Origin of the sequence: Salinicola endophyticus (assembly GCF_003206575.1) — a bacterium.
Lineage (GTDB): Bacteria > Pseudomonadota > Gammaproteobacteria > Pseudomonadales > Halomonadaceae > Salinicola > Salinicola endophyticus.
The window spans coordinates 44,690-70,721 of sequence record NZ_PZJO01000004.1 but is presented as its reverse complement, the minus strand read 5'-3'; the positions used below and the strand labels follow the sequence as shown (position 1 = coordinate 70,721).

The following is a 26,032-nucleotide window of genomic DNA, read 5'->3' as shown; positions in this document are numbered from 1 at the left end:
GAGGGGCGTCGTAAAGCGTATCGCTTGGGCTCAGCGATAGACCGGCAACCGGCCGCAGACGGCTTCGACCTGGCCCTTGACCGCGTTCTCGACCTCGCTCGAGTCGCCCTGCTGCATGGCGTCGAGGATATCGCAGATCCAGCCGGCGAGATCGCTGCACTCGCGCTCCCCGAAGCCTCGGGTGGTCACCGCCGGGGTACCGATACGCAGGCCAGAGGTGACGAACGGACTCTGCGGATCGTTCGGTACGGCATTCTTGTTGACGGTGATGTGCGCACGCCCCAGCGCCGCATCCGCGTCCTTGCCGGTCAGGCCCTGCTTGACCAGCGAGAGGAGGAACAGATGGTCTTCGGTGCCACCGGAGACGACTTCATAGCCGCGCTCGATGAACACGCCGGCCATCGCCTGGGCGTTCTTGACCACCTGCTGCTGGTAGCTCTTGAACTCGGGGTCCATGGCCTCCTTGAAGCAGACGGCCTTGGCCGCGATGACGTGCATCAGCGGGCCACCCTGGCCACCGGGGAAGACCGCAGCCTGCAGCTTCTTCTCGATCTCGGCATCGTTCTCGGCGGAGAGGATCAGGCCGCCGCGCGGGCCACGCAGGGTCTTGTGCGTGGTGGTGGTGACCACGTGGGCATGGGCCAGCGGGCTCGGGTAGACACCAGCGGCGACCAGGCCGGCGACGTGCGCCATGTCGACCAGCAGGTAGGCACCCACGCTGTCGGCGATCTCGCGGAACTTGGCCCAGTCGATGATCTGGGAGTAGGCCGAGAAGCCGGCGATGATCATCTTCGGCTGATGTTCCTTGGCCAGCTTGGCGACTTCGTCATAATCGATCCGGCCGCTCTCATCGATACCGTACTGCACGGCGTTGTAGTGCTTGCCGGAGAAGCTCGGCTTGGCGCCATGGGTGAGGTGGCCGCCGGCGTCGAGGCTCATGCCGAGAATGGTGTCGCCCGGCTTGACCAGCGCCTGGAATACGGCGCCGTTGGCCTGGGAGCCGGAGTGCGGCTGGACGTTGGCGTAGCTGGCGCCGAACAGCTCCTTGGCATAGTCGATCGCCATCTGCTCGATCACGTCGACATGCTCGCAGCCACCGTAGTAACGCTTGCCGGGATAGCCTTCCGCGTACTTGTTGGTCAGCTGCGCGCCCTGGGCCTGCATCACGCGCGGGCTGGCGTAGTTCTCGGAAGCGATCAGTTCGATGTGTGCTTCCTGACGCGCGACCTCCTGCTGCATCGCTTTCCACAGGGCGTCGTCGAATCCGGCAATCTGCATGTCTCGTGTGAACATCGGCGGGTATCCTCGGCTCGGGGAGGGGACGATCGGAACCGCGCTCGGCGGACTCCGATCATGAAAACGTGGCGCGATGATACCCCAGCGCCGGCGGCCTTTCCTATGAAAGTCCGTCATGCGCGCGCGCATAATTTCTCACCTTGGCTTTAGCCTGGGTAAAACGTCACCGGATACGACATCCGCTGTCGGCCTACCGTCTTCTCCAGGTGAAGCACGGCCCTCTGGCACGCTGGAGTTTGCCTACACCATGCGCGCCCGGCGCCGCCCTGGTGCCAGCGCGTGTCGCACATCGCGGGTGGCCGCTGACGACGCGCTGCGCCGCCAGCGGAACGCACGACCAGCACCACGCCTCAGGGGGTCAACGAGATCCAGACGGTCTTGAGGTCGGAGTACTCCTCCAGCGAGTGGTGGGACTTGTCACGGCCGTTGCCCGACTGCTTGACGCCACCGAAGGGAACGGTCTGGTCCATGCCGGCCCAGTTGTTGACGTAGACCTGCCCCGACTGCAGTCGCCGCGAGACCCGCATGATGCGGTCGATATCCTGGCTCCAGACCCCCGCCGCCAGGCCGTAGTCGCTGTCGTTGGCCAGCGCGACCGCCTCCTCCTCGGTGTCGAAGCCGAAGACCGACAGCACCGGACCGAAGATCTCCTCACGGCCGATCGCCATGCTCGGCGTGACGCCGTCGAAGATCGTCGGCGGGATGAACAGCCCCGGCCCCTCCGACGCACTCCCGCCGCTGCGCAGGGTGGCCCCCTCGTCGATGCCGCGGCGGATGTAGTCGAGCACGCGCTGATACTGGGTGCGATCGACCATGGCGCCCATGAAGCTCGCCGGATCGAGCGGGTCGCCGGGCTGCATGTGCTCGGCCGCCGCCAGCAGCTTGTCGACGAAGGTCTCGCGGATGCGGTTGTCGACCAGCAGCCGGGAGGCGGCAATGCACACCTCGCCCTGGTTGTGGAAGATCGCCTCGGCGGCGTGGCGAGCCACCGCGTCGAGATCCTTGCAGTCGGCGAAGACCAGGTTGGGGCTCTTGCCGCCGCACTCGAGATAGACGCGCTTGAGATTGGATTGACCGGCGTACTGCATCAGCTGCTTGCCCACCGCGGTGGAGCCGGTGAAGGCGAGACAGTCGACCCCCATCGACAGCGCCAGCGCCTTGCCCACGGTGTGGCCGAAACCGGGGAGTACCTGGAAGACCCCGGCGGGCAGTCCGGCCTCGCGTGCCAGCGCCGCCAGACGCAGCGCGGAGAGCGGCGACTTCTCCGAGGGCTTGAGGATCACGCTGTTGCCGGCGGCCAAGGCCGGCGCGATCTTCCACGCGGTCATCATCAGCGGGAAGTTCCACGGCACGATCGAGGCGACGACACCGAGCGGCTCGCGCAGCACCAGCCCCAGCGCATCGTCGCCGGTGGGGGCGACTTCGCCGTAGAGCTTGTCGATCGACTCGGCATGATGGCGCAGACAGGCAATGGCGCCCCCCATGTCCCCCAGAGAGCTGCCGATCGGCTTGCCCATGTCGAGGGTATCGAGCAGCGCCAGCTCCTGCTTGTGCGTCTGCATCAGCTCGGCGAAGCGCAGCAGCACCGCCTTGCGCGCCCCGGGCGAGCGCCGCGACCACGCCCCCTCGTCGAAGGCACGCCGCGCCCGGGCCACTGCTTTCTCGGCGTCGGCGGCATCGCAGCTGGCGACCTCGGCGAGGGTGTCGCCGGTGGCCGGATTGATGCTGGCGAAGGTCTCGCCGCTCTGCGCGTCGACGAAGGCATCGTCGATGAAGGCGCGGGTCTCGATCCTCAGCTCGCTGGCCAGACGCTGCCAGTCGGCATGGGTCATTGCATCGCTCAGTGCATTGCTCATCGCTCGTCTCTCTCGATCAGGTCATCGCTCAGGGTTATCACCCAGGTCTCTCACTCGTATTTCGTATCGACAGGCCCCCACTTCTCCGGGGGCATCCACTGCACGACGTCTCTGCGCCGAGCATACGCCGCTCGGCATCTCGCCGCGGCGCGCCCGCCGGCACGCCTCTCCCCGTCTCTCTGGCGCTCAACCCTCGCCCAGCAGTCCCAGGCTCTGCACCGGCGCCTGCCGGCGTACCCCGCGCGACAGCAGATGGCCGATCACGCCGATGATCAGCGCGCCGCCGAACGGCAGCACCAGCCACAGCCATAGATGCAGCCGCGGGGCGAGATCGAGCCAGCCGGCGTAGACACCCAGTGCAGCGCCCTCGGCCAGCAGCGCCGCCATCAGCCCGCTGGTGAAGCCGAGCAGCGCGAACTCCACCCCCTGAACCCGCGAGAGAAGACGCTGTCCGGCGCCGAACACTCGCAACAAGCCGCTCTCATGTGCGCGCAGGGACTGGCTGGCGGTGAGCGCGGCATAGAGCACGCTGATCCCGGCGAGCAGGACGAAGCCCAGCACCAGTTCCACCGCCCGGGTGACCTGGGCCAGCAGCTCGCGCACCCGCGCGAGAATGGCATCCACATTGAGCAGCGAGACCCCGGGATAGGCCGCGACCAGCCGCCCCAGCACGTCGCCGTGGGCGGCGGCATCCAGGTGGAAGGCGGTGATGTAGCTGTGCCCGTAGCGTTCGAGTACGCCGGGCGGAAAGATCACGAAGAAGTTGGGACGGAAGCTGTCCCAGTCGAGATCGCGCAGGCTGGTGACCTCGCCGGTGACACTGTCGCTGCCGATGGTGAAGGTCAGGCTGTCGCCCAGCCCCACGCCGAGCCGTTCGGCGAGGCCGCGCTCGACGGAGATCGGCACGCTGCCTGCGGCCACCGGGGTGCCGGCGTCGAACCAGCGCCCAGCGACCAACCGATTGCTCTCGGGCAGCGCCGCGCGCCAGGTCAAGTTGAGCTCGCGCTTGAGCGCGTTGTCGTCGCGATGCGCCTCGGGCACCGCTTCGCGCGCGGGGCGGCCGTCGATGGCAGTCAGGCGCCCGCGAACCATCGGGTAGAGCGCGCTGCGGGTATCGGCGACCTGATCGAGGATGGCGCTGAAGCCCTCGCGTTCGCCGGGCTGAATATTGATCGCGAAGTAGTTGGGCGTATCTGCCGGTAACTGGGTCTGCCAGGCGCTCAGCAGATCGCCGCGGACCAGGGTGATGATCGCCATTGCCGCGAAGGTGACAGCGAACGCCAGCAACTGGCCGAGGCTCGCCTGACGCCGCCGCGCCAGCTGGCTCGCCCCCAGGCGCAGGGCGCGGCTGAGATCGCCCCCGCGCGTGCCAAGGTTAGCGGCCAGGCGCAGCACCAGCGCCAGCAGCAGCCAGCCCAGCCCCCATAGCACGACCAGCGCGAGGAGCCCGCCCACCAGCAGCGCCGCGGCGAGCCCGAGATCGCCGGAGTAGAGCCATAGCAGCGCACCGAACACCAGACTGGCCACCGCGACCACCAGCCACGCCGAGGCGGGCAGCGGATCGAGCTCGCGGCGCAGCACCTTGAGCGCACTGACCCGCTGCAGGCGCAGCAGTGTCGGCCCGGCGAACCCCACCAGCACCGCCAGTGCGGTCAACACGCCCAGCAGCAGCGGTAGCATGCCCGGGGCCGGCAGCGTCAGCGGCAGAAAGCGCGCCAGCAGTGCCAACAGCACCGCCTGGCCTGCCAGGCCCAGCAGCGCGCCGACCACCGAGGCCGCCAGCGCCAGCCAGGTCAACTGCCAGGCGAACAGCTGCGCCAGCTGGCGCTGGCTGGCACCGAAGCAGCGCAGCAGCGCGGCGGTATCCAGATGGCGGTCGACATAGCGTCGGGTGGCCATGGCCACCGCTACCCCGGCGAGCAGCACCGCCGCCAGCCCGGAAAGACTCAGGTACTTCTGCGCCCGGGTCAGGGCACTGCCGAGCTGTGGCCGATCGTCACGCACGTCCTCGATCTCCACGCCCTGCTGACGCAGCCGCGTGAGTAGATCGCCCACCGCCGCCACCGCCGCTGGCGGGCCCTTGGCCAGCAGTTCGTACTCGATCCGCGAGCCCGGGCGGACCAGCCCGGTGGCATCGAGATCGGCCAGACGCATCATCAGCCGCGGGCTGAGGCTGGCGAACCCCGCCGACTGATCCGGCTCGCGGTCGATCAACCCGGACACCGTCAGCTCACGCTGGCCCACCTGTACCTGCTCGCCGATCGCCACGCCGAGCAACTGAGCGAGTCGCGGCGCGATCCATACGCTGCCCGGCGCCGGCCCCGCGGCGCGCTCGACGATACCCTCACCGAGATCGACGCGCAGCTTGCCGTAGAGCGGATAGGCAGCGTCGACCACCTTGAGACTGGCCAGTTGAAAGGCGTCGCCGCGGCTGACCATGGAGACGGTGTCGACCTGGTCGGAGAGCGTCAGCCCTGCCCCACGCAGCGTCGTGCGCAGGTCATCAGCGAAAGGGTCGCTCTGTTCGAGCTTGATGTCGCCGCCCATCAGTTGCCCGGCCTGGCGGGTCAGGCCGCGATCCAGGCGGTCGAGAAAGAAGCCGATCATGGTCGTGGTGGCCACGGCCAGTACCAGGGCGACGAACAGCGCGCGAACATCGCCGGCACGCAGATCGCGCCGAAGCCCCTTGAGCGACAGTCCCAGCAGCGAGCCGGCAGCGCTCATGCCAGGACCTCGTCACGCTCGAGGGCCACCAGACGGCCGCCGTCGAGACGCAGGCAGCGCTGGCAGCGCCGCGCCAGATGGGGGTCATGGGTGACCAGCACCAGCGTGGTACCGGCCTCGCGGTTGAGCGCGAACAGCGACTCGATGATCGCACTCCCGGTATCGCGGTCGAGATTCCCGGTGGGCTCGTCGGCGAATACCAGCTCGGGCTGGGTGACGAAGGCGCGCGCCACGGCGACCCGCTGCTGCTCGCCACCGGAGAGCTGCTTGGGCAGATGATGGAGACGCTCGCCGAGCCCGACCCGCCCCAGCCAGTCGCGGGCCCGCGACTCCAGCCCGCGGCCGGGGGTCAGCTCCAGCGGCAGCATCACGTTCTCCAGCGCGGTCAGGGTGGGCAGAAGCTGGAAGTTCTGGAACACGAAGCCCACACGACCGGCACGCAGGGCGGCGCGGCCATCCTCGTCGAGCGCCGGCAGTGCGGTACCGAACAGCTCGAGTTCACCATGGCTGGGGGTGTCCAGACCCGCCAGCAGCGCCAGCAGGGTCGATTTACCCGCCCCGGAACTCCCCAGGATAGCCACGCTCTCGCCGGGCATGACGCACAGGTCGAGATGGTCGAGGATGGTCAACTGGCGGTCGCCACTGGCGACCTGCTTGCCGAGGCCGCGGGCCTCGAGCGTCGGGGTCGCGGATGCCGGGGCGGCGTGCGTCTCGCGGGTGTCGGACATGGAACGGGATTTCCTGTGTAGTGGCGCGTCCTGCTGGGCGGTAACGGCGTGCCGCGGCGTGGCCGCCGATGCCCTCCACTCTGGCACGCTTCCCCCGAGCCGGCCAGGTGCACCCGCCGACCCTGGAATGCCTTGCCCCTCTCTTCACAGCGCTTGCCGACATCCGGGTTGTGATGCCTGGTGCCATCGTGATCGTGACGCTTGCCGGAGTCGTGGTTGCAACGGCAACATGGCGATCTCGATCGCTCCCTCACCGCTCGACGCCTGGCCCGCGCCATGGCGCCCGGATCGTGAGGCCGCTTATCGTCGTTTTGCCGAGCTCGTGGTCGGGTAAAATCCGCTGTCGCCGATTCTCCCAAGGAGTGAGACATGTTGCCTGGTTTCTGGATGCCCGGTTCGACACGGGCGTGGCTGCGCGCGCTCATGCAGCGCGCACTGGGCCTACTGCTGGCGCTGACCATGGCGCTGACACTACTGCCCGGCGCCGCGCAGGCGCATACGCTGCTGGTGATGGGCGACAGTCTCAGCGCGGCCTATGGCATCGACCCGCAGGCAGGCTGGGTCAACCTGCTCGAACGCAAGTTGGGCAAGGGCTATCCGGTCGTCAACGCCAGTATCTCCGGTGAGACCACCTCCGGCGGCGCGGCGCGGCTGCCCGATCTGCTCACCCAGCATCGCCCGGATATCGTCCTGATCGAACTCGGCGGCAACGACGGCCTGCGCGGCCTCTCGCCCCAGCAGATGAAGGTCAATCTGGCCAAGATGATCGAGCGCAGCCGGGCCGAGGGCGCCCGCGTGCTGCTGCTGGGCATCGAGGTGCCGCCCAACTACGGGCCCGCCTATACCAACGCCTTCCGCAACGTCTTCACCCAGCTCGCCGACGAATATGGGCTACCGCTGGTGCCATTCCTGCTCGAAGGCGTCGATCTCGACAACATGCTGCAGGCGGATGGCATCCATCCCACCGCCGAGGCCCAACCGATCATCCTGGCCAATGTCTGGACCAAGCTCGAGCCGATGCTCACGGAAGACGCCGATAGCCAGCGTTGAGCGCAGTCTGTCGCCTGGCGCGCCGCCAGCGGCGTGCTAGCCTAGCCAGTCAGTCAGTGGCTTCGAGCATGCCGACACCTTGTCAGTCACACGCGATCCAAGCCCGAGGAGGCACCGGGCGCCCCAACGAGAGGCCAACAAGATGCAGATGGAAGGCGATACGGCGCTGGTCGCAGCCTATGAATTGAACGGCAACGGCGGCGGCTCGCTGCTCAGCGTGCGGCAGCTGCGCGAGGCCTGGCAGTCGCCGGAACGGCCACTGTGGATGCATCTCGACTTTCGCCATGCCGATGTGGGCACCTATCTCGAGGAGATCGCCGGGCTCGACGAGGCGGCGATCGAGGCGCTGCTCGAGGAGGACACCCGCCCCCGGGTCGCCAAGTTCCGCTACGGTGCCGTGAGTACGCTGCGCGGGATCAACCTCAACCCCGGCGCCGCCCCGGAGGATCTGATCTCGCTGCGCATCTGGATCTCCGCCAACCGCCTGATCACGCTGCGCCGGCGTCCGCTGAAATCGGTCAGCGAGGTACGTGATCGCATCGATCGCGGCGAGGGCGCGCTGTCGGTGCCCGACCTGCTCGCCTGGCTGACGGAGACCCTGGTCGACAACGTCGGTGACGTGGCCCACCAGCTCGACGACCGCCTGGGCAAGCTGGAAGAGGATCAACTGAGCGACAGCGAGGTCGATCCCGACGACCTGTCGCAACTGCGCCGATCGCTGATCACCCTGCGCCGTTTCATGGGACCGCAGCGCGACTGCCTCGAACAGATCGCCCACGGCTCGGACAGCTTCGATGAGGATACCCGGGTCTCGATACGCGAAAGCGCCAACCAGCTATCGCGCTACGTCGAGGACTTCCACGCCATGCAGGAGCGCGCGCTGATCCTGCAGGAGCAGCTGCTCAACGAGCACAACGAGCGGCTCAACCAGCGCATGTACATGCTGGCGATCGTCACCACGGTGTTCCTGCCGCTGAGCTTTTTGACTGGCCTGCTGGGGATCAACGTCGGCGGTATCCCCGGCGCCAACAGCCACTACGGCTTTGCGGTCTTCGTCGCGATCACCGCCGTGGTCGGTGGTGGTGTGATGTGGCTGCTCAAGCGCAAGCACTGGTGGTAGGCCGACCGCGCCAGNNGCTGGCGCGGTCGGTGTGTCCCAGATCGCGCTGCGGGTCGAGCCGATCGCGAACCCGGCGCTTGAGCTCCTTGATCTCAGGGAAGCCACCGTCGCGCTTGCGCTCCCAGAGTGTCTGCTCATCGTAGAGCACCTCGAAGTGGCCGCCGTGGCTGGGGGCCAGCGCCACCTGTTCGAGATCTTCGCCGAAGGTCTGCAACAGCTCCTGGGCGTACCAGCCGGCACGTAGCAGCCACTGGCATTGGGTACAATAATGAATGCGGATGCGGGCCATGCGACTCTCCTCGGCGGCGGTTGCACTGGCGCGCATGATGCGCGGATCGCCGCGCCGGACTCAAGTCACCTGGCCAACGAGCCGCCGCCTGGACAGGCAAGCTGGCCCCACCCTATCACCCAACCGGAAACAAGGACGTTTTCCATGACGGCAAGAGATTCAAGCACTCGCGGTGGCGACAACGACAGCCTCACCCGCCTCTTCGAAAGCGTCACCGGCGATGACGACAGCCGCATGTGTCGCGATATCTCCGATGCCGCCTGCCGTGAACAGCCGGGCAACTTCTTCCGCCACCTGGTGGCAGCGCTGGGCAACAAGCTCGCCGACGAGCTCTCCAACGCGCGCCTGATTCTGCCCTGGCTGATGGGAGCGATCGGCGCGCCGGTGTGGATGGTCGGCCTGCTGGTGCCGATCCGCGAGGCCGGAGCCCTGCTGCCGCAACTGCTGATCGCGGGCTATATTCGCCTGCGCGAGATTCGCAAATGGGTGTGGGTGGCCGGCGGCGTGGCCCAGGCCGTGGGCGCGGTGCTGCTCGGACTGCTGGCACTGTTCGGCCACGGCAGCTGGGGTGGCGCGCTGGTGCTGATCGCACTGACCGGGCTCTCGCTGGGGCGTGGGCTCTCCTCGGTGGCGACCAAGGATGTGATGGGCAAGACCATCGCCAAGCAGCGTCGCGGCACACTGATGGGCTGGAGCGCCAGCGCTGCCGGCGCACTGACGCTGCTCGTGGGTATCGGGCTGATGCTGATGGGCGACCGCCCCGGCACCTGGGCGCTGGCAGTGCTGCTGTTCGCCGCCGCCCTGGGCTGGGCGCTCAACGCCCTGTGCGCGGCGGCGATCCGCGAGGCGCCCGGGGCCACCGAAGGCGGTGCCAACGCCTGGGACAGCGTCAAGCAGGGGGTCTCGCTGCTGCGCCGCGACCGCCGCTTCCTGCATTTCAACCTGTCCCGTGCCCTGCTGCTGTCGAGCGCCCTGGCGCTGCCCTACCTGGCCTTGCTGGGCCAGCAGAACAGCGGCACCGACCTGGCCAGCCTGGGCATCCTGGTACTCACCTCAGGGGTCGCCGGCATGATCGGCGGGCCGATCTGGGGCCGCCTGGCCGATCGCTCCAGCCGGCGCGTGATGCGCAACGCTGCCATCGGCGCCGCGCTGTGCTGTGTCGCCGGCGCCGCCTGCGTGCTGCTGCCGGAGGCCGCACGCACCAGCGTGTGGCCCTATGCCGTGGTGTACGGGCTGCTGATGATCGCCCATGCGGGTATTCGCCTGGGGCGCAAGACCTATGTGGTGGACCTCTCCGACAGTGACACCCGGGCGCTCTACGTCGCCTTCTCCAATACCTTCACCGGGGTGCTGATGCTGATCGTCGGCCTGCTGCTCGGGGTGCTCGCCCAGTGGCTCGGCAGTGCCCCGCTGCTGCTGCTGCTTGCCCTGCTGGCACTGGCCGCCGCCGGCAGCGCTCATGCGCTGGCCGAAGTCGAGGCGTGAAGCGCCGTGACGCGCCCGCGTCGGCCGATGTCAAAGCGTTGTAATCCAACGGCGCCATGGCATCATGACCGCTTGTATCGTCCCTACAAACCGTCGCATGTCCAGCCTGGAGACAAGGATGGCCAGTAACCCCAAACGTCCCCCCATGATCAGCCCGGCCCTGCTCGAGCGCATCGTCAACGCCTCGGACGATGGGATCGTCGTCGCCGAGCAGGAGGGTGACGAGAATATCCTGATCTACGTCAACGAGGGCTTCGAGCGCCTCACCGGCTACAGCATCGACGAGATTCTCTATCGCGACTGCCGTTTCCTGCAGAATGGCGATCGCGACCAGCCCGCGATCGACCGCGTGCGCACGGCGCTTCGCGAGGGCCGCCCTTGCCGCGAGGTGCTGCGCAACTACCGCAAGGACGGCTCCCAGTTCTGGAACGAGCTGTCGATCACGCCGGTCTACGACGAGGAGGATCAGCTGACCTACTTCGTGGGGGTGCAGAAGGACGTGACCGGGCTGGTCGAGGCGCTGCAGGAGCTGGAAGCGCTCAAGGCCGAGCGCGATCCGGCCTGAGCCGAGGCGGTCCTGCGGCGCGATCCCGGCCGACTATCTTGACCCACTGCAGCGATAGGTTTTTTCAAACGGCCAAAGGCTTGTCTTGCGGCGCATTCGGGGATATATAGCCCTCGAGCATCATCAAGATGCCGTCACATCGGAGGGTCAAACGATGAGCCGTGAAGATTACGCCGAGGATCAGGAGCTTTACGACGCCGTCAACGACGAGCAATTCGAGCGTCCCCGCAGCAGCAAGGCCGATACCCTGAAGGCACGCCGCCAGGTCGAGGCGCTGCTGGAAGAGCGCCGCCTGAAACGCGCGATCGAGGACGACTGGTACGCTGATTTCGACGACGAAGAAGAGGAAGAGTGAGCGCATCACTCATCCTCGGAGCCGTAACGACGGGCGCCCAGGCGTCCGTTCGCGTTATCGACCAGCGGTCGCAATCGCGCCGCTAGTCATATACCCTGCTCTGTCCGTGTCGCCACCCCGCAGGCCGGTGCCGCCGGTTGCGCACCCAGACGCGCGTGACCCCGCGATGCCCACCGACCCGGGGCTGCCAGCGACCATGACCCGATCTCATTGACCGCGATACTCAACCGAACCGGATTCCCATGGCGCAATACGTTTTCACCATGAACCGGGTGGGCAAGGTCGTCCCCCCGAAACGCGAGATCCTCAAGGATATCTCGCTCTCCTTCTTCCCCGGTGCCAAGATCGGCGTACTCGGCCTCAACGGCGCCGGCAAGTCGACGCTGCTGCGCATCATGGCCGGCGTCGATACCGAGTACAACGGCGAAGCGCGGCCGATGCCGGGCATCAATATCGGCTACCTGCCGCAGGAGCCCGAGCTCGACGACACCAAGAGCGTGCGCGAGACGGTCGAAGAGGCGCTGGGCGAGGTCAAGGCTGCGCAGGAGAAGCTGGAGGGCGTCTACGCCGCCTACGCCGAGCCGGATGCCGACTTCGATGCCCTGGCCGCCGAGCAGGCACGCCTGGAGAACATCATCGAGGCCGCCGATGCGCACAACATCGAGCGCAAGCTCGAGGTCGCCGCCGAGGCGCTGCGTCTGCCGCCCTGGGATGCCCGCGTAGGTCATCTCTCCGGGGGGGAACGCCGCCGCGTGGCACTGTGCCGGCTGCTGCTGTCGAGCCCGGACATGCTGCTGCTCGACGAGCCGACCAACCACCTCGACGCCGAATCGGTGGCGTGGCTGGAGCGCTTCCTCCACGACTACCCCGGTACCGTGGTGGCGATCACCCACGACCGCTACTTCCTCGATAACGTCGCCGGCTGGATTCTCGAACTCGACCGTGGCCACGGCATCCCGTTCGAGGGCAACTACTCCCAGTGGCTCGAGTCCAAGGAGAAGCGGCTCGAGCAGGAGGCCAAGGCCGAGGCGGGTCGCCAGCGCGCGATCAAGCAGGAGCTGGAGTGGGTACGGCAGAACCCCAAAGGGCGTCAGGCCAAGAGCAAGGCGCGTCTCAACCGTTTCGACGAACTGCAGTCCGGCGACTACCAGAAGCGCAACGAGACCAACGAGATCTACATTCCGCCCGGTCCGCGCCTGGGCGACAAGGTCATCGAGTTCCACGACGTCGCCAAGCGCTTCGACGACAAGCTGCTGTTCGACAACCTGTCGTTCCAGATCCCGGCGGGGGCGATCGTGGGAATCGTCGGCGGCAACGGTGCCGGCAAGTCGACCCTGTTCAAGTTGATCTCCGGCAAGGAGCAGCCGGACAGCGGCGAGGTGGTGGTGGGCGAGACCGTCGATATCGCCTATGTCGAGCAGCTGCGCGACCACTTCGACAACACCCAGACCGTGTGGCAGGCCGTCTCCGATGGGCATGACATGCTCAGCATCAACGGCTATGAAGTCTCGTCGCGGGCCTACGTGGGGCGCTTCAACTTCAAGGGCACCGACCAGCAGAAGCGGCTAAGCGAGCTCTCCGGCGGTGAGCGCGGTCGCCTGCAGCTGGCGCAGACGCTCAAGCAGGGTGCCAACCTGCTGCTGCTCGACGAACCCTCCAACGATCTCGATATCGAGACCCTGCGCGCCCTCGAGGAAGCATTGCTAGCCTTCCCCGGCTGTGCCCTGGTGATCTCCCACGACCGTTGGTTCCTCGACCGTATCGCCACCCACATCCTCGCCTACGAGGGCGACTCCAGCGTGGTGTTCTTCGAGGGCAACTACACCGACTACGAGGCCGACCATCAGAAGCGGGTCGGCAGCGATACGCCCAAGCGCATGAAGTACAAGCGCATCGACGCCTGATGCGCGCATCGCCCGCCCGAACGGGGCGGGCGAATTCGCACTCCCTCAGCAACGCAAACGCCCGCNNGGCGGGCGTTTGCGTCTGCGCGTGTCGTGTCGTCGGGTTGGCGTCTAGCGGCCTCGGCCGCGAATCAGCGACACCACGAACAGAATCAGGAAAATGACGAATAGCACCTTGGCAATCGTCGCCGCGATCCCGGCGACCCCGCCGAAGCCGAGAACGCCGGCAATGATGGCGACGATGAGAAAAATCACGGCATAACTGAGCATGGCTTTACTTCCTGTGCTGGCCTGATAAGTGCCGCGCGGCAGCATGCCCCGCGACGCCCTGCCCCTCGCAATCCTTGAGGGTGCCTTAAGCCTTGTTGGTGAAGCGCTTTTCGTCAAGGTGGGAGGGGTATCGGTTTGCAACCAGCTTCCTAGGCACCGCCTGAAAGGTAGTGCGCTCGCCCATGCGGCGTTAAACATCGGCTCCCTGAACAACGTTCAGAACGTCCGCAGGACGGCCCGAAGGGCTCGTCGACCTTTCAGACCGCACCTAGTAGACCGAGGGTTCCCCCGGTGGGCGCGTCTTGAAACGTCGATGCAGCCACAGGTACTGCTCCGGATGACGCCGGATCGCCTGCTCGATGAAGGCGTTGACCAGAGTCGCATCGGCGATTTCATCGTCGCTGGGAAAGTTCTCGAATGCCGGCAGGTACTCCAGGGTGTAGGTGCGGTCATCGGGATTGCGGTGGAACATGAACGGCATCACCGGGGCGCCGGTCATGCGCGCAATCTTGGCGGTGAGCTTGAGCGTCGCCGCCTCGACCCCGAAGAAGGGCGCGAACACACTGGCATCACGGCCGAAGTCCTGGTCCGGCGAGTACCACACCACGTGGCCCGACTTGATCCGGCGCACCACGCCGCGCAGATCGTGGCGATCGATCGCGGCGCCGAAGATATCTCGCCGCGCCCGAGTCATGAAGTTCTCGAATACCGGGTTGTCATGGGGGCGATAGACCACGTCCGCGGGAAAGAACAGCGAGTGCAGCGCCCCGCCCAGATCGAGGGTCGAGAAGTGGATACCGATCACCAGTACCCCCTTGCCCTGGGCGCGCGCCCGTTCCATGTGCTCGATGCCACGGAAGGCGATGCGCTGGCGCAGGTGTTCGGGATTGCGACACCAGCCGGTGGCAGTCTCGAGGATGCCGATACCATTGGCCACGAAGGTGCGCTTGACCATCTCCTCGCGCTTGTCGCTGTCCCACTCGGGGAAACAGAGCGCCAGATTGGTATCGGTGATGTGCCGGCGCCGCTTGGCCAGGCGCCAGCTCAACAGACCAATGCCACGACCCACGGCCAGCTTGAGCCGCCACGGCAGGAAGGCGCTCGCCTTCATCAGCGCGATGGCGAGCCAGGTCCCCCAATAGCGGGGATGGGCATGATTGGCGGGATAGACTTTCTTGGCCATAACGCTTCCAGATTCACAGTGATAACGGACGGCGCGCTGGCCGCCCAGGCCGAAGGCCGTCGCTCAGCTCGCCTGCGCCGCAGCTGTCGCCGGCAGATAGACGCGCGGCACCCGTGGCAGGACCCCGGTGAGCAGGGTGTAGGCGATGGTATCGCAGTGCCCAGCTACCTCGTCGACATCGAGCCCTCGCCCCCACAGCACCACCTCGCTGCCGACGTCGGCAGCGGCGACCTCGGTGATGTCGACGGTGAGCATGTCCATCGACACCCGCCCGGCGATGGGGCAGCGCTGGCCGTTCACCAGCACCGGGGTACCATCGCGGGCGTGGCGATCGTAGCCGTCGCCATAGCCGGCGGCGACCACGCCGATCCGGCTGCGTCGGCGGGTACGAAAGCGCCCGCCATAGCCCACCACCTCGCCCGCCTCCAGGGTACGCACGGCGATCAGGCGCGAGCGCAGCGTCATCACCGGCTCGAGGTTCACCTGCGCCGGCAGTGCTCCCTCCAGCGGGTTGCTGCCGTAGAGCATGACCCCCGGCCGGTTCCAGGCACCATGCGCCCGCGGATGCTGCAGCGTGGCCGGTGAGTTGGCCAGACACAGCGGCGCACCCAGCGCCTCGCCCAGGGCCCGGACCTGGGCGTGCTGGTTCTGGAAGGCGCTGTCGTCGGCGAGATCGGCACTGGAGAAGTGGCTGATCAGATGCAGGTCGGTGACCCGCTCAGGGGCCTGGCGCAGGCGCGCCCAGTGGCGACGAAGCTCGTCCGCCGAGAACCCCAGGCGATGCATGCCGGCATCGAACTTGAGCCATACCGGTAGCGGCCGGCGCGGCCGATAGGCCAGCACCGCTTCCAGCTGCCACTCGCTGTGCACCACCTGCCACAGCGAGAGCGCCTCGACCGTGGCCAGCTCGGCCGTTTCGAAGATGCCCTCGAGCAGCAGGATCGGGGTCTCGATGCCACCGTCACGCAGCGCCACCGCCTCCTCGATCGTCGCCACCGCAAAGGCAGGCGCCAACCCGGTCAGCGCACGGGCGCAGGCGAGCGCGCCGTGACCATAGGCATCCGCCTTGAGCACCGCCATCGACCGACTCTGTGGGGCCAGGGCGCTCGCCGCCCGATAGTTGCGACAGAGCGCCGCGAGATCGATCTCGGCGCGCAGGGGTCTTGCCATGGTGGCTTCGTCCTTCTCCCAAAAGGTGATACGACACCGGCAGCGTACGGCCGGCAACCGCCATGGTAGCGCGTTTGGCACCAACGCGGGACGCCGGCGGCATAAACACAAACGCCGCTAACGAGTAGCGGCGTCGGCGGCGTAATCGCTGCGATCAGGGCGCCGGCGGTGTCGGCCGGGCACCGATATCGTCGGTCGGCGAGCCGGTACTCGGCGTATCGGCCAGCTTGAGCGAAACCCGCTTGCTGTCGCGCAGCCACTGGTTGGTACCGCGGATCACATCGAGGCTCAACACCCCGGCCTGCTGACGCAGCTGGAGCAGATCGGTGACGTAGGTGTAGCGCGCATCGGCGTAGTTGGAGATCGACTCATACAGCGACTGCTCGGCGTTGAGTACGTCGACGATATTGCGCGTACCCACGTCGTAACCGGCACGGGTGGCTTCCAGTGCGCTGCGGCTGGATACGATCGCTTCACGCTGGGCATCGACCGACTCGACGTCGTTCACCACCTGCGTGAACAACGAGCGCACCTGCTGGGTGGTGTAGCGGCGCTGATCCTCGAAGTCGTACTGGGTCGACTCCAGCGAGTAGGTGTTCTGTCTTACCGAGGCGCTGGTCGAGCCGCCGGAGTAGATCGGCAGCTTCGCCTGCACGCCCACCTCGACGTTCTCGTTGTGCCCACGCAGGGCATCGATGTCGTTGTCCGAATAAGCGTAATCGGCATAGGCGTTCAGCGTCGGCAGATGGCCGGCGCGGGCGATGTCCACGCTCGACTTGGCGACGTCGACCCCGGCCTCGGCGTAGCGGATCGACGGGCTGCTGGTCATCGCCAGGTTGACCCAGTCGTCGCGGGTAGCGGGCTTGGGCGAGGCGATGGGCAGATCGTCGGCGAGGCCGTCGATGCTGTCGTACTGCTTGCCGGTCAGGCGCTCCAGCGCCTCGAAGCTCACCTGCAGGTCGCTGCGTGCGGAGATCAACTGGGCACGCGCCGAGTCGTAGGCAGCCTTGGCCTCATTGACGTCGGTGATCGCCACCAGGCCGACGTTGAACTGCTCCTTGGCCTGCTCCAGCTGGCGCCCGATCGCCTTGGACTGTGCTTCGCGCGAGTCGAGCACCTCCTTGGCGCGCAGAATCTCGAAGTAGGCACTGGAGACATCATAGAGCAGCTGCTGCTGGTCGATCTCGAGCTGCAGCGCCTGCTGCCCCACCTGCTTCTTGCTCTGCTGGTACTGGTACCAGTTGGAGGCATCGAACAGCACCTGGGTCACGTTGACCCCGAGGCTGCTGCCGTTGTAGTCCTGGCCCGAGGTAGAGCCGCCCGCCGCCGCGCCACCACCCGCACCGCCGGCGGCATGCTGGCTCTCGAGCGAGTCGCTACGGTAGAGACTGCCGGTGGCGCTGATCTGCGGCAGCAGATCGCCCCGCTGCACGTCCTGCCCCGCTTCCGTGCTGCGGAAGGTGGAGCGCGAAGCGTTCAGGCTCGAGGAGTTGGCCAGGGCATCCTGGGTGATGGTGAGCAGATCGGCCGCCTGTACCGACGGTGCGAACGAAGCGGCCAGCAGCAGCGGCAGCGCATGGCGCAGGGATAAACGGGATGACGACGGAGCAGAGGGCGACATCGAGACGGTTCCTATCGTTGAGCGCTGGCGGGAATCAGGGAACGGCGGCGGGCGACTGGGCCCGGCACCACGCCCCAAGACGGCCCAGACACCCGGTATTGACTGGTGCGAGCCGGTTGCCACTGCACGGCGCGGGCGCGCCGGCGTCAGCAATCGTTCTGACGAACGACGAGGCGCCGGTCATCCTGCCGGCGCCTCGTCGCGAGGTTTACATACAATGCCGCATGTATGCATGGGGATCAAGCGTTCGACCGGAGATGACGCGCTTTTGCGCGTTTCTCCCCGGCCGGCGCATCACTCGAAGATGGAGTCCATCGACAATCCCTGCTTCTCGAGCATCCGGCGCAGTTTCTTCAGCGCCTCGACCTGGATCTGACGCACTCGCTCGCGGGTCAGCCCGATCTCCTCGCCGACCTCTTCGAGGGTCGCCGCTTCGTGCCCGCGCAGCCCGAAGCGACGCACCACGACCTCGCGCTGCTTGTCGCTGAGCTCGGCGAGCCACTCATCGACGTGCGCCTTGACGTCGTCATCGACCAGATTGGACTCCGGACCCACTTCGTTCTCGTCGGCCAGGGTATCGATCAGCGGCTTGTCGCTCTCGCCGCCCATCGGGTAGTCGACCGAAGAGACACGCTCGTTGAGCCCCAGCATCTTCTTGACCGTGGCCACCGGCTTGTCGAGGAACTCCGCAATCTCCTCGGCAGTGGCCTCGTGGTCGAGTTTCTGCGTCAGCTCGCGCGCGGCGCGCAGGTAGATGTTGAGCTCCTTGACCACGTGGATGGGCAGACGGATGGTGCGCGTCTGGTTCATCAGCGCACGCTCGATGGTCTGGCGAATCCACCAGGTCGCGTAGGTCGAGAAGCGGAAACCGCGCTCCGGATCGAACTTCTCGACCGCTCGGATCAGACCGAGATTGCCCTCCTCGATCAGATCGAGCAGCGACAGTCCGCGGTTGAGATAGCGTCTGGCGATCTTCACCACCAGGCGCAGGTTGGACTCGATCATGCGCTGACGACCAGCCGGATCCCCCTTCTGCGCCAGGCGCCCGAAGTGCACTTCCTCTTCCGGTGTCAGCAGCGGCGAGAACCCGATCTCATTGAGATAGATCTGGGTCGCATCGAGACTATGGTGGTAGTTGTTCTCCTCGCGACTGAGCGCCTTCTCGAACGCGCTTTCGTCGTCCTTGCCATCCGTGTCATCGGTATCGGCCTGCTGGCCGGCACCGTCGAGCTCAACATCCTGAATATCCCGTTCAAGCATGCTCATGTCACTACCCCCAATCTGGGCTTCCTGAGTACCTTCGCCATGGGGTCTAGCCGCCCCAGGCGACCGCGCAATCCTTGCTCTACTTTTACGTCCTTGATTACGACTTCTGCTTACTGCGTTATTGCTCGAGCGGGCCACGCTGCTGCCGGCCGGCCCGGCGGTGCGTCGCCGCCGCCGACCGCGCCCCGGCAAGGGGCGGTCAGTCTGGCGGCGGTGACCGAAGAGTCTTCCAGCTTGGCAACGTTGGCCGTTGCAGCGATATGTCGCGCTGACGCCCGTTCAGCGTTTGGGTAGGTATTTAAGCGGGTCTTGAGGCTGGCCGTTGACGCGAATCTCGAAATGTAGCTCGACCTGGTCAGCATCCGTCTGCCCCATGGTGGCTATCGTTTCTCCGGCCTTGACGACATCGTTCTCTTTCACGCGCAACGTGTCGTTATGTGCGTAGGCACTCAAGAAGCGGTCGTTGTGCTTGAGGATGATGAGATTGCCATATCCCCTCACGCCATCGCCGGCATACACCACAATCCCTGGCCCGGCTGCCTTAACAGGTTGCCCCTTTTGACCGGCAATATCAATGCCGGGGGTGATACTGGAATCATCATCGAAACGGCCGACCAGACGGCCCTCGGCGGGCCACTGCCAGGCCACATTCTCGACCGGCTTGTAGGTCCGATCCGAACGGTCCGGCGCCCCGCTGGGCTCACCCGCCACCTCGGTACCGGCATCGTTGCCGGCCGCTGTGCGGGTATCCTTCCGCTGCATGGAAGCAGAAGAAGATGACGAAGCCGTGTCAGCCGCAGCCGACCCCGTCGCGGACTGACGCGCCGGCGTCGCGGCGGAGCCAGAGTCTGAGCCAGAACCACCCTGCGACGCGCGGCTCTGGCCAGCATTGGCGGCAACGCTTTGGCCGGCGCTGGCGGCGCGCTGGTCGATCACCGGGCCCGGTGCCGAGGCCGAACCGCTCGCCCCGGCCTGCTGTCCAGCGCTAGCGCCACCGCCCGCCGGCAGCAGCCAGGAGGGGTTGTCGCCGGCACCAGCGGCACTCGCCTGCGCCTTGCCGCCCAGAGGCGTGGCGGTGGCCGCGCCTTGGGAAGAGGCCAGACTCTGGCCCTGGCTGGCATCGACGCTGGCATTCGGCTTCAGCCGTAACTGCTGGCCGGGCTGCAGTCGGTAAGGGGGCGAGATGCCGTTCATCTGGGCCAGATCGCGGAAGTCGACCCGGTTCTGCCAGGCGATACCGTAGATGGTATCGCCGGCCTTGACGGTATAGGTGGAACTCGGCTGGCTGTTGCGGCTGACCGACAGATCCTGGACCTGGGGGCGTCCACTCGAAGTAGTACAGCCCACGACCCCGACGGCAACCGCCGGCAGCAGTCCCAGAAGTAGCGCGATGCGACGCTTGTTCATGAAGAAAATCCCTTTTTTCCTGACGGTGCGTGCGGGTCGGAAGGTTTGCGCTCTCCCAAGCACATTACCACCACCACACCCAGCACGATCAATGCCGACGCCGCGAGCCACTGCGAGGGCTCACCGGTCACCGCGGTGAAATCGGCGGGCATCAGGTAGCGGTAGCTCAGCGCGACCTGCTGGCCGTCGGCGGCAAGGCGATAGCTCATCATCTGGCGCCACGGCCACAGCTGTGGCAGCGAGCCGAGAATGAAGCCGACGATGGTCATCATGGTCATGCCGTGATAGTGGCGCAGCAACCAGGAGAGCAGGCGCGAGAAGGTCAGCAGCCCGACCAGGCAGCCGGCACCGAAGATACCGATCAGCCCCAGATCGAAGCTCTTCACCCCGCTCATCACGGTGCCGTAGAGCCCCATCACCAGCAGCAGGAAGCTGCCGGAGACCCCGGGAAGCAGCATCGCGCTGATGGCGATCGCACCGGCGCAGAACAGCGTGAAGTTGCCCGCCTGGCTCATGTCCGGCAGCAGCTGCGGCAGATAAACGGCGACCACCAGCCCCATCAGCAGCGGCAGTAGATAACGCCAGTGCCAGGCGCCGGCCTGGCGCATCACCACCCAGGCCGAGGCCAGCACCAGGCCGAAGAAGAAGGCATTGAGCAGCAGCGCATGGTGTGCCATCAGCCAGGTGACCAGATGCGCAATGGTCACCAGACTGATCCCGATACCCAACACCAGCGGCAGCAGGAAGCGCAGGTTGAGATAGCCGATCAGCGCGCCCAGACCACCCTCGCGCCAGACGCCCAGGGCGCCCGGCCCGAAGCGCCGGATGGTCTCGATCAGCTCTTCGTAGATGCCCACGATCAGCGCGATGGTGCCACCCGACACCCCGGGCACCGCGTCCGCGGCACCCATCCCCATTCCTTTCAAGACCGTCGTCACGCTGCGTTTCAACGGATGACTCCTTCCAGCAGTGGCACGAAACGCACCTCCTCGAGACGTTGATGATCGAACGCCTGGCCGCGACGGCGTACCCGTGTCAGCCATTGACGCCCATCGCTATCCGCCAGCGGCGCGATCAGCACGCCGCCATCCTTCAGTTGTTCGAGCAGCGCCTGCGGCAATTGGCTGGCGCAGGCGGTGAGTAGAATGGCATCGAACGGCGCCGCCTGCGGCCAGCCCAGCCCGCCATCGGCATGGCGCAGACGCACATTGCCCGCGCCGAGCCGCGCCAGGCGCTGGCGCGCCCGATTCTGCAATGCAGCGATGCGCTCGACGCTCCACACCCGTGCCACCAGCCGCGCCAGAATCAGCGTCTGGTAGCCCGAACCGGTACCGATCTCGAGCACCCGCTCGGGTGCGGCCTGCACGATCAGTTCGCTCATCCGCGCCACCACCCAGGGCTGCGACAGGGTCTGCCCCAGCCCCAGCGGCAGCGAGGTGTCCTCGTAGGCGCGGTGGGCCAGCGCTTCGTCGAGAAACAGGTGGCGCGGCGCCTCGGCCAGCGCCTCCAGCACCCGCGGCTGACGAATGCCGGCGGCCATCAGACGTTCGACCATGCGATTGCGGGTTCGTTGCGACGTCATGCCCACGCCGCTGAGTTCTTCAGGCGTGTGACAGTCCATCCAGCCAGCCCTGTACATCGTCCAGCGTCGAGTGACGCGTGAGATCGGTCTGCAGCGGAGTGATCGAGACGAAGCCACCCTCGATCGCGGCGAAATCGGTATCGGGGCCGTCGTCGGCATTCTCCGAGACCGCCGCGATCCAGTAGCGATCACGCCCGCGCGGATCCTTCATGTGGATCGGGTTGGACGCCGGTCCACGATAGCCAAGGCGCGTGACGCGAAAGCCGCGGATCTCTTCCCACGGCAGATCCGGCACGTTGACGTTGAGCAGGCTGCGCGGCGGCAGTGACAGTGACTCCGCGCCGCCGATCAGGCTCGCCGCGATGCGCCCCGCAGTGTCGAAGTGGCGCTGGCCGCAGAGCGAAATGGCGATCGCCGGCATCCCCAGGTTGCGCCCCTCCATGGCGGCAGCGACGGTGCCCGAGTAGAGCACGTCGTCGCCCAGGTTGGCGCCGTGGTTGATCCCCGAGATGACCAGATCGGGCTTCTCCTCCCACACGCCGTTGACCCCTAGATAGACACAGTCCGCGGGGGTGCCGTCGACGCTGTAGAAGCCGCCGTCGAGCGCTTCGAGCGCCAGCGGTCGCGTCAGCGTCAGCGAGTTGCTGGCGCCGCTGCGGTCGCGATCCGGCGCCACCACGCGCAGCCGCGCATGCCCGCCGAGTGCCTCATAGAGCGCCTTGAGCCCCGGCGCGTGCACGCCATCGTCATTGGATAGCAACAGTCTACGCATCTCGCTCACTCCTCTCGGATCGGGCTTGTCGGATTCGACTCGTCGGGTTCGCCATGCAGCGCCTCAGACGAGGGTCGGATGACGCATCAACTCGCGCAGCACGGCGGTGGCAAAGGCCCCCCGCGGCAGGCTGAACTCGAGCCAGGCCGCGCGCTCCGCCTCGGCCGCGCTCCAGCTCGCCGCCGCCGGCAGTATCCGCAGCGCGCGCCGCTCATGCCGCGCGCCGGCCGCCGCCAGGCCATCGCGAAGCGCTGCGCACGCCGCCGCCTCGCGCTGCTCGAGCAAGGCCACCTCGCCACGACTGTGCGGCTCGCCCTGCCCCCATAGCGGGCCGGTGGGGTGCAGATCGCCGGCCACCGCACGCGCCTCGAGTTCGGGCTCGGCTGCCTCGGCCAGAAAGCGGCTGGCGCTGCCTTCCAGGTTGAGCACATCGCCGGCCAGCGGCCGGCACCAGCTGCCGTCGGCCACCCGCGCCGCCAGCACCTGATTGAAAAGATAGCTGCGCGCGGTGGAGAGCAGCAGCCCCTGCGGGTCCTCACGCTTGCGCCAGCCGCGGGCGAACAGCGCCAGGGCGCGCTGCAGATTGCGCCCTTCCGGGCCGAAGCGCTGGGGGCCAAAGTAGTTGGGCACACCCTGGGCGACCAGCCGCTCCCAGCGCTGGCGCACGTCGTCCGAACTCGCCGCCGGCCCACTCACGCGCAGGCGGAAACGGTTGGCGCGATGTACGCCGCGCTTGAGCTTGCGCGGATGGCGCACCGCACGCAGCACATGGATACCGCGCTCGGCCAGCGGAGCCTCCCAACCCGGAGCCAGGGTGCGCCCCGGCAGCGCCAGCGACAGCCACTGCCGGGTCACCGCGTCGCGATCCTTGAGCCCGCTGAAGCCGACGTCCCGCACCGCGATCTGGGCCTGCCGGGCCAGGCTGCGGGCAGCATCGGGCGTGGTCACGCCACGCTTCTCGATCCACACCCAGAGATGCTCGCCCTCCCCTTCCGGCGTGAAGTCGAGCACCTCCTCGACCTGAAACGCCTCGGCGCTGTCACGATAGCTGCCCTCGACGCTCGGCGCCGTCTCGACATGGGCCCAGCCTGGCGGCCAGACCGGCACGGCAGGGCTCACGTCGACGCAGCCAGCAGCAGTACCACCGCTTCTGCCACGATGCCCTCGCCGCGGCCGGTGAACCCCAGACGCTCGGTGGTGGTCGCCTTGACGTTGACGCTATCCGCCGCGGTCTCCAGGTCGGCGGCGATCGCCGCGCGCATGGGCTCGATCCAGGGCGCCATCTTCGGTGCCTGGGCGAGGATGGTGGCATCGAGATTGCCCACCCGGTAGCCACGCGCGCGGATCAGTGCCACCACCTGGCGCAGCAGCTCGCGGCTGTCGGCGCCCGCCCAGGCCGGATCGGTATCGGGAAAATGGTGGCCGATATCGCCCAGGGCGCAGGCACCCAGCAGTGCATCGCTGATCGCGTGCAGCAGCACGTCGCCGTCGGAGTGGGCGACAAAGCCGTGGTCGAAGGGAATGCGTACCCCGCCGATCATCAGATGATCGCCCTCGCCGAAGCGGTGCACGTCGAACCCGTGGCCAATTCTGAGCGTCATGCCTCGACTCCCTGTGATGCGCTGTCGGTCTCGCTCTGCAGCGAAAGAATGCGCGCCGCCAGGATCAGATCCTCCGGGCGCGTGATCTTGAGATTGTCGCGGCCGCCGGGCACCAGCAGCGGCGACAGCCCCATGGCCTCGATCGCCGAGGCCTCGTCGGTGACCGCGGTGCCGGTGGCCAAAGCCGCATCCAGCGCCTGGCGCAGCAGGTCGTAGCGAAACGCCTGGGGCGTCAGCGCGTGCCACAGGCCATCGCGGGGCTCGGTGTGGCTGACCCGGCCGCGGGCGTCGGCGCGCTTCATGGTGTCCGCCACCGGTGCGGCGAGCAATGCCCCGATGGCTTCATGCTCCAGCGCTTGGGAGAGCGCGGCGAGATCCTCCCGCCGTACACACGGGCGTGCGGCGTCGTGGACCAGCACCCAGTCATCGTCGGCGGCCTTGCCGGCGAGGGTCGAGAGCGCGCGGCGCACGCTGTCGACGCGCTCGCTGCCGCCCTCGACACGCTGCCACTCGCTGAAGGGCACGTCATCTGGATCGAAGTAGGCATCATCGGGATCGAGACACAGGCGCAGTGCCGCCTCGGGGAAGGCCTGATGCAGCCGCGCCAGCGTGCGCGCGAGCACGCTGCGTCCGTGTAGCGGCAGATACTGCTTGGGTCGGTCGGCCTGCATGCGACTGCCGCGACCGGCGGCGGGAACGATCAACCACAGCGTCATGGCGTGATCACCCCCGTCTCGGCGGCCGGGCCATGGCTGCCGTCGACGTTGGGCACCCAGAAGAACTGCTCGTCCTTGCGCACCATGCCGATATCGCTGCGGGCACGCTCCTCGATCGCGTCGAGACCGGTCTTGAGGTCGACCACCTCGGCCGCCAGACGGTCGTTGCGCGCCTTCAGGGTCTGGGTCGTGCCATCGAGGACATCGGCACGCGCCTGGATATCATTGAACTCGCGAATCCCGCCTTCACCGAACCAGAGCCGGTACTGCAACAGTCCGAGCATGACGACCAAGACCAGGATGACCCATTTCCACATCGCAAACGCTTCCCGCTCGACCAAGGTGACATGAACGCAGGGCGACAGCCCGCCAAGGGCGTCGCCGGCGCGGCGGCCATTATGCCATCATCGCTCCAGGCGGCCCACCTCGCGCNNGCGCGAGGTGGGCCGGAAGACTGAGGTGGGCCGGGAGACTAGAGCACCGCTGAAGCCGTACGCGTGGAAGGGTGCGTCAGGCCGAGCCGAAGAAACGCTCGCGCTCCTCGAGGCCGATCTGGCCCGAGTGCAGCGGGAAATGACCGTGCACCCGATCGCTGAAGAAGTGGCGCAGGGTACGCTCGATGGTGGGAAAGGCGAGTTCGCCCCAGGGAATCTCGCTCTCCTCGAACAGCGCCACCTCGAGGCTCTCGGGCCCGGCGGCGTAGCCACCGTCGAGCTCGCCGCGGAAGATCATGTAGACCTGATCGATGTGCGGCAGACTGATCAGCGTGTAAAGTGAGGGCGCATCGACCACCGCGCTCGCCTCCTCGCGGGTCTCGCGCAGCGCGGCCTGCTCGACCGTCTCGCCGTTCTCCATGAAACCGGCCGGCAGGGTCCAGAAACCTTTACGCGGGGCGATCGCGCGGCGACACAGCAGCACCCGCGAGCCCGAGACCGGCAGCGTACCGGCTACGATGCGGGGATTCTGATAATGGATGGTGCCGCAGGCGTCGCACTGAAAGCGCGGGCGATCGTCCCCCTCGGGGATCGCGAAACGCACCGGGTTGCCACACTGACTGCAGTAATTCATCGAC

The 26,032-nt window shown here is 67.1% G+C and carries 25 protein-coding genes; 6 read left to right on the top strand and 19 right to left on the bottom strand.

The genetic code is table 11. The annotated features are described in order from the left end of the window. Window positions 1–30 precede the first annotated feature (30 nt). From glyA to DOM66_RS09750, 4 genes are all read right to left on the bottom strand, one after another. On the bottom strand, window positions 31–1,293 hold the full coding sequence (gene glyA / locus DOM66_RS09765; RefSeq protein ID WP_110678213.1) for a serine hydroxymethyltransferase: 1,263 nt from the start codon (window positions 1,291–1,293) through the stop codon (window positions 31–33). Between the two features lie 353 nt (window positions 1,294–1,646). After that, complete coding sequence (locus tag DOM66_RS09760) at window positions 1,647–3,152, bottom strand: aldehyde dehydrogenase (RefSeq protein WP_110690004.1); 1,506 nt, start codon at window positions 3,150–3,152, stop codon at window positions 1,647–1,649. A gap of 186 nt (window positions 3,153–3,338) precedes the next feature. Then, entirely contained in the window at window positions 3,339–5,876 is a 2,538-nt protein-coding gene (locus DOM66_RS09755) for an ABC transporter permease (protein WP_110690003.1), read from the bottom strand. Further along, the gene (locus DOM66_RS09750) at window positions 5,873–6,604 is read right to left on the bottom strand and encodes an ABC transporter ATP-binding protein (RefSeq protein ID WP_110678207.1); all 732 of its coding nucleotides are present in this window, start codon (window positions 6,602–6,604) and stop codon (window positions 5,873–5,875) included. The genes DOM66_RS09755 and DOM66_RS09750 overlap by 4 nt, the downstream gene beginning before the upstream one ends. Window positions 6,605–6,973: 369 nt before the next feature. On the opposite strand from DOM66_RS09750, the gene DOM66_RS09745 reads away from it, so the two are divergent. Together DOM66_RS09745 and DOM66_RS09740 are read left to right on the top strand one after the other, a co-directional pair. Continuing rightward, window positions 6,974–7,654, top strand: a complete 681-nt coding sequence (locus tag DOM66_RS09745; RefSeq protein ID WP_110678205.1) for an arylesterase — start codon at window positions 6,974–6,976, stop codon at window positions 7,652–7,654. Between the two features lie 142 nt (window positions 7,655–7,796). Next, window positions 7,797–8,774, top strand: a complete 978-nt coding sequence (locus DOM66_RS09740; RefSeq protein ID WP_110678203.1) for a zinc transporter ZntB — start codon at window positions 7,797–7,799, stop codon at window positions 8,772–8,774. Here the strand turns inward: DOM66_RS09740 and DOM66_RS09735 are convergent. Beyond that, a complete protein-coding gene (locus tag DOM66_RS09735; RefSeq protein WP_110678201.1) occupies window positions 8,752–9,063 on the bottom strand; it encodes a SelT/SelW/SelH family protein in 312 nt (103 codons plus the stop codon). The genes DOM66_RS09740 and DOM66_RS09735 overlap by 23 nt on opposite strands. A 144-nt stretch (window positions 9,064–9,207) precedes the next feature. Between DOM66_RS09735 and DOM66_RS09730 the strand changes: the two genes are divergently transcribed. The 4 genes from DOM66_RS09730 to ettA all read left to right on the top strand — a co-directional run bounded on the left by DOM66_RS09730 (window position 9,208) and on the right by ettA (window position 13,372). Further along, complete coding sequence (locus DOM66_RS09730; protein WP_110678199.1) at window positions 9,208–10,548, top strand: MFS transporter; 1,341 nt, start codon at window positions 9,208–9,210, stop codon at window positions 10,546–10,548. A gap of 118 nt (window positions 10,549–10,666) precedes the next feature. Beyond that, window positions 10,667–11,113, top strand: coding sequence for a PAS domain-containing protein (locus tag DOM66_RS09725; RefSeq protein ID WP_232825302.1), 447 nt, complete (start codon window positions 10,667–10,669; stop codon window positions 11,111–11,113). A gap of 154 nt (window positions 11,114–11,267) precedes the next feature. Continuing rightward, window positions 11,268–11,468: a PA3496 family putative envelope integrity protein gene (locus tag DOM66_RS09720; protein ID WP_106418386.1), complete on the top strand. Its 201-nt coding sequence runs from the start codon at window positions 11,268–11,270 to the stop codon at window positions 11,466–11,468. Between the two features lie 242 nt (window positions 11,469–11,710). Beyond that, window positions 11,711–13,372 carry an energy-dependent translational throttle protein EttA gene (gene ettA, locus DOM66_RS09715; RefSeq protein WP_110678196.1) on the top strand — a complete coding sequence of 554 codons (1,662 nt, stop codon included), beginning with the start codon at window positions 11,711–11,713 and terminating at the stop codon, window positions 13,370–13,372. Window positions 13,373–13,483: 111 nt separating this feature from the next. Here the strand turns inward: ettA and DOM66_RS09710 are convergent, their stop codons facing one another. The 14 genes from DOM66_RS09710 to DOM66_RS09645 all read right to left on the bottom strand — a co-directional run bounded on the left by DOM66_RS09710 (window position 13,484) and on the right by DOM66_RS09645 (window position 26,028). Beyond that, the gene (locus tag DOM66_RS09710; protein WP_425602451.1) at window positions 13,484–13,687 is read right to left on the bottom strand and encodes a DUF1328 domain-containing protein; all 204 of its coding nucleotides are present in this window, start codon (window positions 13,685–13,687) and stop codon (window positions 13,484–13,486) included. Between the two features lie 223 nt (window positions 13,688–13,910). After that, entirely contained in the window at window positions 13,911–14,825 is a 915-nt protein-coding gene (gene lpxL, locus DOM66_RS09705; RefSeq protein WP_110690002.1) for an LpxL/LpxP family Kdo(2)-lipid IV(A) lauroyl/palmitoleoyl acyltransferase, read from the bottom strand. Between the two features lie 63 nt (window positions 14,826–14,888). Beyond that, the gene (gene alr, locus DOM66_RS09700; protein ID WP_110690001.1) at window positions 14,889–15,995 is read right to left on the bottom strand and encodes an alanine racemase; all 1,107 of its coding nucleotides are present in this window, start codon (window positions 15,993–15,995) and stop codon (window positions 14,889–14,891) included. 154 nt (window positions 15,996–16,149) lie between these two features. Next, the gene (locus tag DOM66_RS09695) at window positions 16,150–17,616 is read right to left on the bottom strand and encodes a TolC family outer membrane protein (RefSeq protein ID WP_110678190.1); all 1,467 of its coding nucleotides are present in this window, start codon (window positions 17,614–17,616) and stop codon (window positions 16,150–16,152) included. A gap of 294 nt (window positions 17,617–17,910) precedes the next feature. Beyond that, window positions 17,911–18,882 (bottom strand): RNA polymerase sigma factor RpoS, encoded by a 972-nt coding sequence (gene rpoS / locus DOM66_RS09690; RefSeq protein ID WP_110678188.1) that lies wholly within the window; start codon window positions 18,880–18,882, stop codon window positions 17,911–17,913. Window positions 18,883–19,161: 279 nt separating this feature from the next. Further along, window positions 19,162–20,289 (bottom strand): peptidoglycan DD-metalloendopeptidase family protein, encoded by a 1,128-nt coding sequence (locus DOM66_RS09685; protein ID WP_110690000.1) that lies wholly within the window; start codon window positions 20,287–20,289, stop codon window positions 19,162–19,164. After that, window positions 20,286–21,200 carry a DUF368 domain-containing protein gene (locus DOM66_RS09680; protein WP_245392406.1) on the bottom strand — a complete coding sequence of 305 codons (915 nt, stop codon included), beginning with the start codon at window positions 21,198–21,200 and terminating at the stop codon, window positions 20,286–20,288. Before DOM66_RS09680 ends, DOM66_RS09685 begins: the two co-directional genes overlap by 4 nt. Window positions 21,201–21,235: 35 nt before the next feature. After that, entirely contained in the window at window positions 21,236–21,871 is a 636-nt protein-coding gene (locus DOM66_RS09675) for a protein-L-isoaspartate(D-aspartate) O-methyltransferase (protein WP_232825300.1), read from the bottom strand. Between the two features lie 19 nt (window positions 21,872–21,890). Next, on the bottom strand, window positions 21,891–22,643 hold the full coding sequence (gene surE / locus DOM66_RS09670; protein ID WP_110678180.1) for a 5'/3'-nucleotidase SurE: 753 nt from the start codon (window positions 22,641–22,643) through the stop codon (window positions 21,891–21,893). A gap of 63 nt (window positions 22,644–22,706) precedes the next feature. Continuing rightward, a complete protein-coding gene (gene truD, locus DOM66_RS09665) occupies window positions 22,707–23,750 on the bottom strand; it encodes a tRNA pseudouridine(13) synthase TruD (protein ID WP_110689998.1) in 1,044 nt (347 codons plus the stop codon). An 8-nt stretch (window positions 23,751–23,758) separates the two neighbouring features. Beyond that, entirely contained in the window at window positions 23,759–24,244 is a 486-nt protein-coding gene (gene ispF / locus DOM66_RS09660; protein ID WP_110689997.1) for a 2-C-methyl-D-erythritol 2,4-cyclodiphosphate synthase, read from the bottom strand. Further along, the gene (gene ispD / locus DOM66_RS09655) at window positions 24,241–24,960 is read right to left on the bottom strand and encodes a 2-C-methyl-D-erythritol 4-phosphate cytidylyltransferase (protein WP_110678174.1); all 720 of its coding nucleotides are present in this window, start codon (window positions 24,958–24,960) and stop codon (window positions 24,241–24,243) included. The genes ispF and ispD overlap by 4 nt, the downstream gene beginning before the upstream one ends. Further along, window positions 24,957–25,277, bottom strand: coding sequence for a cell division protein FtsB (ftsB, locus tag DOM66_RS09650; protein ID WP_110678172.1), 321 nt, complete (start codon window positions 25,275–25,277; stop codon window positions 24,957–24,959). The genes ispD and ftsB overlap by 4 nt, the downstream gene beginning before the upstream one ends. Window positions 25,278–25,470: 193 nt before the next feature. Beyond that, the gene (locus DOM66_RS09645) at window positions 25,471–26,028 is read right to left on the bottom strand and encodes an NUDIX hydrolase (protein WP_110678170.1); all 558 of its coding nucleotides are present in this window, start codon (window positions 26,026–26,028) and stop codon (window positions 25,471–25,473) included. Between the last annotated feature and the right edge of the window lie 4 nt (window positions 26,029–26,032).

Coding starts and splice junctions, on each gene's coding strand:
- glyA (WP_110678213.1), bottom strand. CDS start 1,293: ATGTTCACACGAGACATGCAGATTGCCGGATTCGACGACGCCCTGTGG.
- DOM66_RS09760 (WP_110690004.1), bottom strand. CDS start 3,152: ATGAGCAATGCACTGAGCGATGCAATGACCCATGCCGACTGGCAGCGT.
- DOM66_RS09755 (WP_110690003.1), bottom strand. CDS start 5,876: ATGAGCGCTGCCGGCTCGCTGCTGGGACTGTCGCTCAAGGGGCTTCGG.
- DOM66_RS09750 (WP_110678207.1), bottom strand. CDS start 6,604: ATGTCCGACACCCGCGAGACGCACGCCGCCCCGGCATCCGCGACCCCG.
- DOM66_RS09745 (WP_110678205.1), top strand. CDS start 6,974: ATGTTGCCTGGTTTCTGGATGCCCGGTTCGACACGGGCGTGGCTGCGC.
- DOM66_RS09740 (WP_110678203.1), top strand. CDS start 7,797: ATGCAGATGGAAGGCGATACGGCGCTGGTCGCAGCCTATGAATTGAAC.
- DOM66_RS09730 (WP_110678199.1), top strand. CDS start 9,208: ATGACGGCAAGAGATTCAAGCACTCGCGGTGGCGACAACGACAGCCTC.
- DOM66_RS09725 (WP_232825302.1), top strand. CDS start 10,667: ATGGCCAGTAACCCCAAACGTCCCCCCATGATCAGCCCGGCCCTGCTC.
- DOM66_RS09720 (WP_106418386.1), top strand. CDS start 11,268: ATGAGCCGTGAAGATTACGCCGAGGATCAGGAGCTTTACGACGCCGTC.
- ettA (WP_110678196.1), top strand. CDS start 11,711: ATGGCGCAATACGTTTTCACCATGAACCGGGTGGGCAAGGTCGTCCCC.
- DOM66_RS09710 (WP_425602451.1), bottom strand. CDS start 13,687: ATGCTGCCGCGCGGCACTTATCAGGCCAGCACAGGAAGTAAAGCCATG.
- lpxL (WP_110690002.1), bottom strand. CDS start 14,825: ATGGCCAAGAAAGTCTATCCCGCCAATCATGCCCATCCCCGCTATTGG.
- alr (WP_110690001.1), bottom strand. CDS start 15,995: ATGGCAAGACCCCTGCGCGCCGAGATCGATCTCGCGGCGCTCTGTCGC.
- DOM66_RS09695 (WP_110678190.1), bottom strand. CDS start 17,616: ATGTCGCCCTCTGCTCCGTCGTCATCCCGTTTATCCCTGCGCCATGCG.
- rpoS (WP_110678188.1), bottom strand. CDS start 18,882: ATGAGCATGCTTGAACGGGATATTCAGGATGTTGAGCTCGACGGTGCC.
- DOM66_RS09685 (WP_110690000.1), bottom strand. CDS start 20,289: ATGAACAAGCGTCGCATCGCGCTACTTCTGGGACTGCTGCCGGCGGTT.
- DOM66_RS09680 (WP_245392406.1), bottom strand. CDS start 21,200: ATGGGTGCCGCGGACGCGGTGCCCGGGGTGTCGGGTGGCACCATCGCG.
- DOM66_RS09675 (WP_232825300.1), bottom strand. CDS start 21,871: ATGACGTCGCAACGAACCCGCAATCGCATGGTCGAACGTCTGATGGCC.
- surE (WP_110678180.1), bottom strand. CDS start 22,643: ATGCGTAGACTGTTGCTATCCAATGACGATGGCGTGCACGCGCCGGGG.
- ispF (WP_110689997.1), bottom strand. CDS start 24,244: ATGACGCTCAGAATTGGCCACGGGTTCGACGTGCACCGCTTCGGCGAG.
- ispD (WP_110678174.1), bottom strand. CDS start 24,960: ATGACGCTGTGGTTGATCGTTCCCGCCGCCGGTCGCGGCAGTCGCATG.
- ftsB (WP_110678172.1), bottom strand. CDS start 25,277: ATGTGGAAATGGGTCATCCTGGTCTTGGTCGTCATGCTCGGACTGTTG.
- DOM66_RS09645 (WP_110678170.1), bottom strand. CDS start 26,028: ATGAATTACTGCAGTCAGTGTGGCAACCCGGTGCGTTTCGCGATCCCC.